A 13,865-nucleotide genomic window follows, 5' to 3' on the forward strand; every position below is an offset into this window, starting at 1 on the left:
AGATAAGTTTGCGTTGTTTTTTTATTTATTAGACGAATCTGCCGCACGTTTTTTTAAATTGACAAGCATAAAAAGAATCGTGCCAATTAGTAAAATCACGACGGCGATATAAAAGCCCATGACTTTCGAACCCGTTGTGTCAGAAATTTTCCCAGTTAAAGCTGGGGCAATCACAGATGACATCATGCCGAAAAAGTTAAACACGCCCAAAGTAGTGCCAATTCCAATTTTTGGTGCATTTTCACCTAACCAAGAAATAATAATCGGCTCTACAGCTAATTTCCCTAAAAATCCATACATAATTAAAGCAATTAATAACAACGTCGCATTACTTACTTGTACAGTTAACAAAAGCATGGCTGTTGCTAAAAATTCTAAAACAACGATGAATTGAACTTTTTTATGCATGTACTTATCCGCCAACCGACTAAAAAATAACGCTCCTGGAATAGAGGCAAATGCGACCAGCGAAGAGGATAATCCTATCGCCGCTCCTTGGAAGCCACGTTCGGTACTTAAAAAATTAGGTAACCAAGTCACAATCATATAATATGCATAACAAGTGCCAAAATATAAAATATACGCAAATAGCATATGTGGCGCAAACAGTTTTTTAAAGGGCACTTTTTCTTTTACCGCTCCGTTATCTTTTTCATCAACAACGGTTGGCTGAATCAAGGCCATGTCTTCTTTATGATTGCGAATAATCACTTGAAAAGCTACTAACATACAAATAATCATAAAAGCGGAAATGTACATCATCACTTGCCAAGGCAATCCTTTTTGGGCAACTAAATAACTAGATAAAATCATCCCTAAACCTGAACCAACTGCTGAACCACTGTTGACAATAGCTGTTGCAAAACTTTTTTTGGCTTGAGGAATGTTTTGCGACGTCAACGAGTAAGCCGAGCCATAGAAAGAACCACATCCTAAGCCTGCCAATAAGCTACCTAAGTAAATTGTTCCAATCGTTTGGGCTTGGGCAATCAGTAATGCTGCCAACGCAAACAAGATAAAGCCTGGAATTAATACCCGTTTTTTTCCAATTTTGTCTACCAAGAAACCTGCAGGAATCTGCATGACTACGTAACCGAGAAAATAAAAGCTAGAAATGGACCCTAGGGCCGTATCGGAAGCGTTACCATTTAGAGACGCGCGAATTTGTGGATAAACGGGAGAAAGCGCGGAACGATAAATCCAGATTGTTACCCAGCCCATACATAGTAAAATAACGATTTTTTTCCAATAAGCCAATGAACTTTTTGTCTTGTCTGTCATTTTCTTTTCCTCCACCAATCATTTTTTTGTTAACGATTAACAAGGAACAAAAGCACTACGCTTTTTTACGTAGTGACCTTTTGTCCTACCTTCTTTTTTAGTTTAAATACTCAGCCAATGCATGAGTACTACCGCTACCACCTTCAAATTGATAGCCTTGGTGTTTCAATACAGTCTCAAAGGCACTTAAGAAATGCAACACATTGTCTTCGCGACTGCTGTACCCCATATTACCGACCCGCCAAATTTTTCCTTTTAAATCACCGAAGGAAGAGGCAATTTCAACTTTAAAATGATCCAGTAATAAGCTCCGCACTTTTTCACCATCAATTCCTTCTGGAATGACCACAGGAATGACTGTTGGTGTTTTTGTGTCTAACTTCCCAAAAATTTCTAAGCCCATTTTTTGCAGACTTTCAACTAAAATACGATCGTTTTTCCGATGGCGTGCGTAGACATTTTCCATGCCTTCTTGAAGCAACAAACGCAGTCCTTCATGTAACCCATAAATCATTGTAGTCGCTTCTGTATGGTGATTTAAGCGCTCTGGTCCCCAATATTTTTCTAATTGCGATAAATCCAAGTAGTTACTTTGAATGAACCGTTCATTCCGCGCATCCGCGCCAAGTCCTAACTCTTTTTGGTAACGGCCCGCCAGATAGTCGGCCACACGTTGGTTGTAGGTAATCAAAGAAAGGCCTGAAGGGACGCTAACACATTTTTGAGTACCTGCTACCGCAATATCAATCTTCCAATCATCGACCTTTGTTTCGACACCGCCGTAAGTCGCCACCATATCTACTACGAAGAAAATTTCATTTTCCCGACAAAAGGCGCCAATTTGATCCAGCGGTTGCATTTGTGCATTCGCCGTTTCGCCGTGGACCATCGCAACAATTTTTGGTTGATGTTCTTTAATCGCTTCAATCACCGTTGTTTGCTCAAACGGTGCGAGCCAGTCCTTTTCTAAATAAATAACTTCGGCCCGGGCGCGTTCGCAAATTTCACCTAATAAATAAGCAAACCGGCCATACGCAGGCACAAGCACTTTGTCGCCTGGCTCAATCAATGCAAATAATCCCGCTTCCAAACCTGAACGTGACGTGCCATCAATGGCAAAGGCTTGTTGATTCTTTGTGGCAAAAGGTACTTTAATCATTTCCCGAACTTCATCCATAATCTGTAGAAATTCTGGGTCAAATTGCCCTAAAATCGGTTGTCCCATTTGACGAAGTACCGATGGATGCGCTTCGACTGGTCCTGGCGTCATGATTGTTCGCCGTACAAAATTTGGTTGTTGATACATAGTAATCCCTCACTTCATTTTTAATTCTTCTCTTTTATTATCTTTGGAAAAACCCAGAAATTCATTGTTCAATTTGCACTATTTTGACTTTGTTTTTTAGACATATTCAATAACTATCTTTTGTACTCCTTTTTATTCTTCGCTATACTATAAAAAAAGGAGGTTGTTGTGATGAAAATATTAGCTGAGGTCTTGGCTTTACCAAGATTTTCTGACTTACAATTATTATCGTCTCACTCAAACTTAACACAGCCCTTGGAAAGTGTAGAAATAACGGAAACACCTGATGTGGCTGATTTTATCCCTAAAAATGTCATGATTTTAACAACGGCAATGATTTATAAAGATGATCAAGAAAAATTGAAACCTTTTATTGACTCGCTAAAACAAGCAGAATGTACGGCTTTAGGGATCAAAGTTGGGCGGTTCCTTGACGAAATTTCACCAGAAATTGTTGCCTATGCCAGTGCCGTTGATTTGCCCCTGATTAAAATTCCTAGCACACAGCCACTAGGCGGGTTGTTGCATGAAATTGTAGGCTATCTTCGCGATAGCAAAACCGAACAGATGTCTGTGGCATTTGACATCCAAAAGCGTTTTTCAACATTATTAATGCAAGATGTTGATGCTACGCGTTTCATCGCTGAATTTGCGAAAATTTTAAATGCGCCAATTATTTTATTAAGTCCTTGGCAACAGGTGATTGCCCACTCGAATTATTTTTATGGCAATCAAAAATCAGCGGAGTTTTTTATCAAACAATTATCAAAAGACCACTTTCAACAATTGGCACAAGAAAAGAAAATCTTTCGTTTACAGGATGAACGACAAGAAAACATTCAAGTAGCTGGCTTTCCAATTCGTGTGAACGATTATTTTCCCTATTATTTATTGGTCTTATCTCCTGAACAGATTCCTTATCCTATTTCTGAATTTGCCATTGATCAGGCCATTTTAGTTTTGACCTTTATGTTATTTAAAAACCAGAAAATTGCTGAGTCTTTTGAGCATCTCAAAACAGACTTTTTGGACCGCTTGCTCGATACACATCAAGAAGCGCTGAGTAAACATCAAAATTGGTTGGAACTTTGGAAAAATTATCGTTTAATCAACAGTGATTATTATCAATTAGCGATTGTCTACGGCGTGACTAAACCAGAAAACGAAACCCATATTCGTTATCAGCAAGCGGAAGGGCAACTAATTTTCCAATGGCTCAAAGAACAATTGCCGGAAATCCTGCCAGATGTCGCCTTGTTTAAATTAAAAAATCAAAATAAAAGTATCTTGATTTTTCAATCTAAGAAAAATGACCATTTGATGATTTTGCAAAATCTCGCTGAACGTTTGCAACAGGCTTTGCCTATTACCATTCGCTTTGCTTTAGGCAATGCTTATGAAAACCTAGAAGATTTGCCTAATTCTTATATTGAAGCTTCCTCGACTTTAGAGGCCTCCTTACATACTCAAAAACCAGCGACTGTGCAATTGTTCCATCCTAAAGGCTTAGCTGGACTTTTTGAAAAGATTGGCACTGAAGATGTTGAATACTTTTGCCAGCAACAATTGAAAGAGTTGGCCTACCCGACGGAACCGACGTTACAAGAATTACGAAAAACCTTGAAAGTTTTTTTAGATTTTAATTGCGAAATTACTAAAACGGCCAACGCTCTTTATCTTCACAGAAACACCATTAAATATCGCATGAATCAATGTGAAAAATTATTAGGCATCTCTATTCAAGAGCCTGAAACAAGTTTACTCTTACGGGTAGCGCTGGAACTTTCAGAAAAATAATTAACAGGAAAATAGCCGAATAAAAGTAACATCTACCAAGAAAAAGGACTCTACCGTTCACCACTGCGTGTTCAAATCCTATTGTTCCGAGGTCATTACTTTACATTCGGCTTTTCTTTATAATTCTGGTTCACGATTGGCATCTTTGGAATAAACGTACATTAGCGGTTCTTCACGGCCAACCGCATAGGCCGCTTGTGGCACATAGGCGCTCATGAAAATATAGTCCCCTTTTTCCACTGGATACCATTCATTGTCCAAATTGTACATCCCTTGGCCACTAATTAAATATGCACCATGCTCTTGGACATGCGTTTCAATATAGGCATGACTAGCACCTGGTTCAAAAGATAAGATATGCATATTCATATCAAAGTCAAACTCTTTCGGCAATAAACTCCAAAGTAAAACGTCTGTCATTCCTTCATATTCTTCGGGTTGTTGGTCATGAATTGACCCAACCACTTTATAAGGTTGCTGGCCCGCCAACGGCTGATAGCGTTTTTTATATAAGAAAACTTCTGTATCCGCTTCCTGTGCATTCGCTAAATACATTTTCATTTCAGGCGTAAAGTAGGCGTAGCCCCCTGCTTCAAGCTCATGGGTTTCTTGACCATCTGAAACGCGCAAACGACCGTCAATGACATAAACCAACGTTTGAATCCCGTCGCCACCAAAACCAGTTGTTTGTTGACCATTTTTATGAAACGTAGCAATGTAATCCACAAATGTCGCACCTAATTTAGGCGATCCCAAAATGGAAATATCGACATTTTCAAAACCAGGTACTGCATTTTGCACCAAACCATCATGGGGAATAATGGCGTAATTGTCTTTTTTTATCACAGCTCTTGATGTTAACAATTCTTTTTGGTAACCTACTCGATTATTTTTATAACCCATCACAATTCTTCCTTTTCTATCTTATTTATACGCTAATTCATATAAGGTATCTGCTAAAAGCTTGACGCCTTCAACCAAATCTGGAAATGCCGTTGCTTCTGCTGGATTATGACTAATCCCACCAATACTTGGCACAAATATCATCGCTGTCGGGTAATGGGGCGCAATAATTTGCGAATCATGCCCAGCGCCACTATGCATCATACGATACTGATACTTGCCTTCTTTGGCTTTTTGTTCAATAACTTCTACAATTGCTTGATTCATCGGTACGGGTGCTTCATCCATCCAGCGGTCAATCGCAATAGTTAAGCCTAATTCTTGAGCAATTGTCTTTATCCGTTCTTCTAATTCACCGGTAAAATGTCGTAAAAAAGCAGCGTCGGTATGACGGCAGTCAATTGTAAATTCCACTTCTCCAGGCACCACGTTGACTGTATTGGGCTTCGGAATGACTTTGCCAAATGTTAAAACTAACGGATCACCAATTTCGTTCGCACGATCAATGGCTTCTGCACAAATTTTAGCAAAACCATACACCGCATCATGACGGTAACTCATTGGCGTAGTCCCTGCATGATTAGCTTGCCCTTTTAAATTAACCGTGTAGCGACGTTGCCCCACAATACTATGAACAACACCGACTTGGAGCTTTTCGTTCTCTAAAATATTGCCTTGTTCAATATGAATTTCGACAAATGCTTCGATGTCCTCACGTCTTGTTTGCTCCTGCCGAAAATCAAAGCCTTGGCGGTGCATCTCATCAACAAACTTTTTGCCTTCGTTGTCAGAGATGTCGACCACTTCTTCACGTTTGGCTTCACCGACGACATTTTTGCTTCCCCAGAAAACCGTTGGAAACCGGCTCCCTTCTTCTTCAGCCATCGAAAGCACTTCTAAAGAACGCCGTGGCTTCCCATATTTGTCTAATAAATATTGAACAGCCGTCATGGAAGCAATAACACCATATTGACCATCTAAGGTCCCGCCATTAACTACTGTGTCGATATGTGACCCAGTTAAAATCGTTTCCTGAGGAAATTCCGTTCCTGCCACTCGACAAAACAGATTCCCGACTTCGTCAAATTGCGTTTCCAGTCCAAACGCCTCAGTTTGGCTTTGCACATACTTTTGTGCTGCCAACCACGAATCGGTATAAAGTAAGCGTGTCATCCCTCCTGCAGGATCACTCCCAATTGCTGACAACTCTTCGATTCTTTGTTTTAAAACTTTTTCCAAGTCCATCACAAAACCTCCTGACTGATTACACTCTGATTGTAAACGTTTCCCGAATGATCTTCATTGTACTTATCAAACAAAATTAAGTGTTTTTTTGTTCAAAATAACTAATGCATATCCCATAACTCGTGGACAGAGGCGCTAATTCAATCACGCTTCTGTCCCTTTCCATTTCTAAAATAAATGTTTAATTTTTGATAAATACGCCGTTAAACGCCTCGGTTACCCCAGTTTCTTGTGCGTAAATTGTTTTGCCTCTTAAAATTGTTTGAATCACTTGGGCCCCAATTTCACGACCAATGTAAGGACTAATTTTATTTCGATACTCTAAATCTTCTGCTTTTAAAATGTATGGTGCATTAGGTTTGATTAGTACAAAATCGGCATCCTTACCAATACTGATGCGGCCTTTTTGTGCTAAGTGATAACGGTCAGCTGGATTTGCTGCAATCATATCCGCGAATTGTTTCAAGGATAAACCACGTTTTTGGACGGCTTCATCGAATAACACATCGACGTTATTTTGAACACCAGAAATGCCGCCCCAAGCTTCAAAAGCATTAGTTGTATCTTTTAAGTCTGGCGTACAAGGAGAATGGTCAGAGGTTACAAACGCGATGCCGCCTGTTTGCACGTGGTTCCATAAGGCGGCTTGTTGGTCCGCGTCACGAATCGGCGGCGAACATTTGACAACTGGACCAATGGCATCAAGTTCATCCGTGGTAAAAGTTAAATAATGCGTACATGTTTCACAAGTCACATCTACCCCTTCTGCTTGGGCTTTTAAAACTTCTTCCACGCCTTCTTGACAAGCCACATGGCAAATATGAATCCGACAACCTGTTTCTTTGGCAAATAAAATAGCTTTTTGAATCGCTTCAACTTCGGTAAACACAGGACGTGTAGCTACATATGCTGCTAAAGTCGTTTCGCCATTTTGATAAGCTAACGCGCCTAATTTATCCGTAATTGGCGCATTTTCTGCATGGATTGCTAGCACTTTGCCAGTCTTGGCAACTTGTTTCATTCCTTCATATAGCGAATAATCGTCGACATTTTGAAAATCTCCTTCAATTGAACGATCGCCGCACGTTCCTAAAAAGCATTTATAGCCGGAAACGCCTCCTTCATCAAGTTCCTGAATCCCGCCAGCCAAGTTGGTCGGGGCCACGCCGCCAAATGACCCTACATCTACTTTTAGTTTATTTTCTCCTGCCTTGTATTTGATCTCAAGAGAGGTCTTATCCACAGTTGCTGGAATCTGATTTAAAGGCATTTCCATAAAGGTCGTCACGCCCCCTTTGGCACAAGCGGCCGTTCCTGTGACATACCCTTCCCATTCATCGCGGTAACCACCACCAGGATCGGTAATATGAACATGAGCATCCACCATCCCAGGACTAACGACTAAACCCGTCGCATCAATCACACGTTCTCCTGACAAGTCTTGCCCAATCGCTACGATTTTTCCTCCTTGAACGGCGACATCCGTAATGACTTCTCCAGTTTCTAAAATAACTAACCCGTTTTTAATCACTAACTCTGCTTGCATTTATTTTCCCTCCTGATAAGCTGTTTCTTTCACTTTTTTTGAATCCCAAGTCCATTTTTTTAACACTAAGTACAGCACAAAACCTGTGGCAAAGCCCACAAACCACGAAATATCAGCAATGATTTTAACCTGTGGAATAAATTGACCACTTAAGGAAAGAACCAACGCCAGAATAGTAGCGACATACGCCGGCTTGTTTAATCCGTAAAAAGGATTGGCTTCCTCTTTTTTGTGTTTATCTACGTATAAAGCATTTAAATCAATTTGTTGCTTTTGAACAAAATAATAATTCGCAATCATCACACCAGCGACTGGTCCTAAAACAGCCCCAATTGCGTTCAGAAAAATAAAAATACTATCGGCGTTTTCCATCAGTTTCCAAGGCATAATAAGAAAGCTAATAACACTGGCAATCATGACGCCTTTTTTATACGTCATTTTTTTAGGAAACATGGCCGCCAATTGATAACCTGCCGGAATAATGTTCCCCGTTGCATTCGTTGAAATAGTCGTTAATAAGAAAACCGACATGGCTAAGACCACCACCGCCACATTATCTAAACGATCAATAATGTTTAAAATATTCCATTCTTGAATCCCAAAATACAGCGAACCTCCTAACAGAATCACCACACTGGAAAAAGCGAAAATCCCATAACCAACAACTAAACCTGCTGTTTGCCCCACAACCTGAGCACGTGTCGAGCGCGCATTCTTAGTAAAATCCGCCACACTCGCACCAGGCGCTGACCAAACGGCCACAACCGAGTTAAAAATAATCAGATACGCCACCAGTGGATTGACTGAACGAATCGCACCAGAAACTTGATAGGACAAAATTGGTGTTAAACCGCCCCCAGCTCGAATGGCCCAAATCGTTAATCCAATAATAACGACATAAATCAACGGACTTAAAATGGCGGTAAAACGGTTCAAAATTTTGCTACCACCGAAACCTATTGCCACATTTAAGAGCCAGAAAAGAGTAAACGCCATTAATTCAGGTAGCCTGAGACCAAAAAACTGGAATGATCCACCAATTTCTAAAAAGTTCGGCCAAAATTTCCCGAGAATAATTAATAAAGCCAGCGATCCTGTAAATGTTTGCAAGCCAAACCAAGCAATCGCAGCCACACAACCTCTTAAGAACCCTGGCAGTTTTGCCCCAAGACTGCCGTAAGTAGACTGTAAGTGCATCGCAAAAGGAATCCCATATTTAGAGCCAGCCACGCCATTCAGATTCATGAAGGCTGCTACAATGAATGAGCTTAACACAACTGCCAGCATAACTTGCAGCGGCGATAAACCTAAGAAAATAAAGCCACCCACTGCTGCGTAATTCGGGATATTATGAATCGAACCCATCCATAATGTAAAAAAATTGTGCGCGCCCATCGTCCGTTGTTTCGGGTTACTTGGCAACAAATCTTCATTGTAGCCACGTGCTTTCATCGCTGTTTCTTCTTGAGCTGTTACTTGAGACACATTTTTCTCCACGACAAACTCTCCTTTTTATTAAAAATTTTTCTATTAAAACACCCTGCCTTCTCTTTTTTTGTCACTTTTGCACAAGCATGTGCACCTCTCTCACCACATAGATTGTAAGCGCTTTTTATAACAAGAATCATTAGTTACCCCAACTAAATAACAAACGATTCTTTGTTCACTTTGAACGAAAAAATAGCAACCTTTTTTGTATCGTTCTTTCACTCTAGAAAGTAAGAAACAAATCTTTTTATTCACATATTATGTACAACTTCTCTTTTCAAATACTAAAATACACTTATTATTAAAAAAGACACAAATAAATTATATGTTTAAATGAAATAAAACACAACATTTTTTAATCAAACACACACAAATCAGATAAATCAAGGTAGACTTTCAAGAAGAGACCCATTCTGAAAAAAGACGCTGACAAAAGAGTTTTCTCACAAGATCAACATTTTTTCACAGATTTAAAATCTTCTTTTTCAATTTTTACGTTTTAAAAAATAACATTTCTAAAATAAAAAAATACTTAGTTTTAATCAAAAAAATAAACAAAGATTTCTGATAAAATCAGAAATCTTTGTTTAGAAGTTTCCTTACTACAATTCCTTTAACAAAATAAAATCCGTCTGTTCATCGTCTCCCATAAAAAACGAATGTTGACTGTAATAGCGGTAGCCAATGGTTTTATAAAATGCCCGCGCCGCATCATTGTGTTCCCAGACACCTAGCCACAGTGCTTTTTTACCAAATTCACGAGCTTTTTCTTCCGCCAGTTCTAACAATTGTGTTCCCAGCTTCTTTCCTTTAAACGCAGGTAAAATATACAATCGCTCAACCTCGAGCTTCTCTGGCCCCATCGGTTCCGTTTGCGCCGTCTCACGATTTAATTTCATGTAGCCAGCTAATTGATTATCGACAAAGATAAAATAAAAGTCAGAGTAGGGATTAGCCAATTCCTTTTGTAATTTTTCTAAATTGTAGGCTTCTACTAAATAGGCTTGCATATTTTCTGGCGTGTTATACGGTCCAAAAGTATCTGTATATGTTTCAATGCTGATTTCTTGTAACACTGGTGCATCCTCTATTGTTAATTGTTTTATTTCTCCCATCAATCAGTCGTCCTTTCCTTAATAATTTCGGGTATTCCCTTTTTTAACAAATTCCCAATCCGCGCTAACATTTTTACGCATCCGAACTAAGTACTCTGCCAATTGTGAAATTTCCACTTCTGACATACCTTGTAAAGCCACTTGATTCGAGTGTTGATTTTCGCGCACAATGATTGGATAAACGTTTTCCCCTTTTTCTGTGGCATAAATCCGCTTAATTTTTTTGTTGCTTGCATCTTCTTGACGATAAATAAAGCCTTGTTCTTCCAAACGCTTAATCGCCCGCGCCGCTGTGGTTCGATCAACTTTAATCAGTTCGGCGATCTTTTCTTGGATAATCCCAGGATTTTCACAGACCCTGACCAAATAAAGATATTGTCCTCGTGTTAAAGATAATTCCTTAAATTCAATATTACTGATTGAATCTAAGGCGCGCGCAATCATGCCAATTTCTCTTAAAATATCTGTCACTAGGACACTTCCTTTCGCTAATATTTTATGATTGTCATTACTTTAACTTATTTTTGTTGCAAATGCAACAAAAATAAGTTAAAAACTACAGATTTAAACAATTTGAGCATTCGTGAAAATAAAATAATTATTCCTTTTGTTATATTAACAAGTAAGATAAAATTAGTTATGGCGTCTATAGGAGGAATAGTATGAAAAAATTAGTTTGGGTTATTTTAGTTATTTTTTTAACAGGTTGTAGTTCTCAGAAAGCGAATGAACCTAAAAAACAAGAAAATTCTACCAATAGAACAACATCAATGAAAAGCAGTACTAATCATTACAGTTCTAGCACAGAAACAAGCTCTAGTAATAAACTAAAAGAAACTTCTGAAAGTTCCAGTACCACTCAGGCTTCGTCAAAGTCTAAAAATGAAGTATCTACAAATGTCGAAGAAGCAAATTCTTTAGAAGCAATACCTTATGCTGTCGATCTTAGTAGTTTAAACAATCCACTCGTATTCAATTTTAAAGGAATGAATGTGCCAACTTCAATTACGTTAGAGAACTTAAATTCAACACCAACTGCTACCTTCCGAACTAAATTGTTTGGGGCTGAAAATGGTCAATTGAAAGAATCGATTAATAAATATGACCTATCTATAAATACAATTCCTACAAAAGAGATTAGAATATTTTCAGCGGGCGATAACAGTATTCGAACTGTTAAAGTAAATACAGAGTTAATTTTAGGAAATAATATTTCTTCAAACAATGAACAAAATAAATCGGGTACTTTATACTTATTCAACAATAAAAATGGTTCGATATCTTTAATCACTCCTAACTACGCAGGCAATGTTACGGATGATCAAAAAGACGTTATGCTAGAAGTAATTCAATAAATACCCTAAAAAATAATAAAGAGAAACCTTCATACTTAGAAGGTTTCTCTTTATTATTTTTTAGGAACTCCTCTAGAAACTCGTTTTAGTCCCCACTTATTTTTCTTATTTCTTCACCCATTAAGCACGCAATAGAAAATAGAACATTTCATTTGAAAATGACTTATTGTTCTGCAACATGCACTGTTTGTAAAAATTCTGCGACTGAGAAATGGTATTCTTTCTCTTGATTTCCTTGAATGGTTCGAATCATTTTTTCAACTTCTGGTTGCAGAGCGGCAAACTGAACTTGTTGTCCACGTCCTTCTGCTGCAAGACAAAATTCTTCTAAAATATCTAACGCCGTACTGTCAATGCTAGGAACTCCTCGCATTGAAAATACCACGCCACTTTTTGTTTCCAATTGCAGTAACGTTTGTTTCAATCGTTCAGAAGACATGAAAAATAACGGGCCACTCAAATAAACCACCACCCAATTTTCCGTACAATCGGTCGGTACTAGCCCCATTCTTGACCAATCGACTTCCTCGACATTAATTGTAATCACGGCACTTTTCGCAATGAAAAACAGGCAACCAGCTAAGACCCCTAAAACAATCGCTAAACTCAAGTCAAAAATAACGGTCGCTACCATCGTTAAAAAGAATAAACATAAGGCTGTGTGGAAACGTTTCTGGAAGAATTCTTTAATCACCGACCATTCATTCATTCGCCACGCTGTCACCACTAAAACACCAGCTAACGCAGGCATGGGAATTTTAGACATGACTGGCGATAAAAGCAACATCGATAACAATAAAAAGACCGCATGAAAAATACCCGCTAAACGTGTTTGCGCCCCAGATTTAATCACTACGCTCGTGCGGGCAATCGCTGCCGTCGCAGGCACGCCACCGAAAAATGGCAAAATTAAGTTGCCAATTCCTTGTGCCACTAGTTCCTGATTACTGTCTAATGGTTTCCCTGTCATGCGACCAGCCGAAGCGCCACAAAGCAAACTTTCAATCATGCCTAACATAGCAATGCTAATCGAAGGCACCAAAATATCCTGAAACGCACTTAATTGAAGCGAACCAAGTTCCAAACGTGTATCACTAAAAATACTTGTCGGAATTTTCCCTACAGTGGCCACTGGCAGTTGAAAAACCACTGTCGCTAAAGTAGCTAAAATAATCATCACCAATGAAGCTGGTATCATCGCATTCCACTTTTTCGGAAAGAACACTAATCCAAGCACCACTAAAAACGACATAACCGTCGTTGGTACACTTAAATCAAAGCCCAATGAACGATAACTGCTGATTTTCTCAATTAAATTGTGGCCTTCTGAACGAACCCCAAAGAAATTATCAAGCTGCCCCAACGCAATAATAATAGCAATTCCTGAAGTAAACCCAGTAATGACCGGTGACGGAATAAAAGAAGTCAAGCTCCCTAAACGCAAAATCCCTGCCAAAAGCAAGAAAATTCCCGCCAAAAAGGTGGCCAATAAAATCCCTTGCATGCCATGCACTGCCGCAATTGACATTAAAATAGCTGCCATCGCACCTGTTGGTCCTGAAATTTGATAAAACCCACCCGAAAGGCTCCCAATCACAATTCCAGCGATAATCGCCGTGATCATGCCAGCTGCTGCAGTCGCGCCACTAGAAACACCAAACGCTAACGCTAATGGCAACGCGACGGCTGCGACAGTCAAACCTGCCAAAAAATCTTTTTTCAATTTTTTTTGATTATACCCTTTAAACTCATCCCTTATCATTTGTGTGTACTTTTTAAACATTCGCATCCTCTTTTCATGAAATTTCCATTCTAAAGATATCATATTT

Annotated in this window: 11 protein-coding genes; 2 read left to right on the forward strand and 9 right to left on the reverse strand. The window is 39.1% G+C overall.

Annotated features, from left to right (window positions below; all coding sequences use genetic code 11):
• Positions 1 to 21: 21 nt before the first annotated feature.
• Positions 22 to 1,281, reverse strand: a complete 1,260-nt coding sequence (locus tag IGL49_RS10665; protein WP_104854796.1) for an MFS transporter — start codon at positions 1,279 to 1,281, stop codon at positions 22 to 24.
• A 97-nt stretch (positions 1,282 to 1,378) separates the two neighbouring features.
• Positions 1,379 to 2,587, reverse strand: a complete 1,209-nt coding sequence (locus tag IGL49_RS10670) for a pyridoxal-phosphate-dependent aminotransferase family protein (protein ID WP_002355061.1) — start codon at positions 2,585 to 2,587, stop codon at positions 1,379 to 1,381.
• Between the two features lie 171 nt (positions 2,588 to 2,758).
• On the opposite strand from IGL49_RS10670, the gene IGL49_RS10675 reads away from it, so the two are divergent.
• Positions 2,759 to 4,384, forward strand: coding sequence for a PucR family transcriptional regulator (locus IGL49_RS10675; protein WP_104854795.1), 1,626 nt, complete (start codon positions 2,759 to 2,761; stop codon positions 4,382 to 4,384).
• A 117-nt stretch (positions 4,385 to 4,501) separates the two neighbouring features.
• On the opposite strand, the gene allE is transcribed toward IGL49_RS10675, so the two are convergent.
• The 6 genes from allE to sylA all read right to left on the reverse strand — a co-directional run bounded on the left by allE (position 4,502) and on the right by sylA (position 11,152).
• Positions 4,502 to 5,287 (reverse strand): (S)-ureidoglycine aminohydrolase, encoded by a 786-nt coding sequence (gene allE / locus IGL49_RS10680; RefSeq protein ID WP_104854794.1) that lies wholly within the window; start codon positions 5,285 to 5,287, stop codon positions 4,502 to 4,504.
• 21 nt (positions 5,288 to 5,308) lie between these two features.
• On the reverse strand, positions 5,309 to 6,532 hold the full coding sequence (allC, locus tag IGL49_RS10685; protein ID WP_104854793.1) for an allantoate deiminase: 1,224 nt from the start codon (positions 6,530 to 6,532) through the stop codon (positions 5,309 to 5,311).
• A 181-nt stretch (positions 6,533 to 6,713) separates the two neighbouring features.
• Positions 6,714 to 8,078, reverse strand: a complete 1,365-nt coding sequence (allB, locus tag IGL49_RS10690; protein WP_104854792.1) for an allantoinase AllB — start codon at positions 8,076 to 8,078, stop codon at positions 6,714 to 6,716.
• A complete protein-coding gene (gene allW / locus IGL49_RS10695) occupies positions 8,079 to 9,575 on the reverse strand; it encodes an allantoin permease (protein ID WP_104854791.1) in 1,497 nt (498 codons plus the stop codon).
• 593 nt (positions 9,576 to 10,168) lie between these two features.
• The gene (locus IGL49_RS10700) at positions 10,169 to 10,681 is read right to left on the reverse strand and encodes a GNAT family N-acetyltransferase (protein ID WP_164982924.1); all 513 of its coding nucleotides are present in this window, start codon (positions 10,679 to 10,681) and stop codon (positions 10,169 to 10,171) included.
• Positions 10,682 to 10,699: 18 nt separating this feature from the next.
• A complete protein-coding gene (gene sylA / locus IGL49_RS10705) occupies positions 10,700 to 11,152 on the reverse strand; it encodes a transcriptional regulator SylA (RefSeq protein WP_104854789.1) in 453 nt (150 codons plus the stop codon).
• Positions 11,153 to 11,343: 191 nt separating this feature from the next.
• On the opposite strand from sylA, the gene IGL49_RS10710 reads away from it, so the two are divergent.
• Positions 11,344 to 12,036, forward strand: coding sequence for a hypothetical protein (locus tag IGL49_RS10710; RefSeq protein ID WP_104854788.1), 693 nt, complete (start codon positions 11,344 to 11,346; stop codon positions 12,034 to 12,036).
• 163 nt (positions 12,037 to 12,199) lie between these two features.
• Here IGL49_RS10710 and IGL49_RS10715 read toward each other — a convergent pair whose 3' ends face one another.
• Positions 12,200 to 13,861 (reverse strand): SulP family inorganic anion transporter, encoded by a 1,662-nt coding sequence (locus tag IGL49_RS10715; RefSeq protein WP_164982925.1) that lies wholly within the window; start codon positions 13,859 to 13,861, stop codon positions 12,200 to 12,202.
• Positions 13,862 to 13,865 lie beyond the last annotated feature (4 nt).

It is taken from the genome of Enterococcus sp. DIV1337a (assembly GCF_051712285.1).
In the GTDB taxonomy this organism is placed as follows: domain Bacteria; phylum Bacillota; class Bacilli; order Lactobacillales; family Enterococcaceae; genus Enterococcus; species Enterococcus faecalis.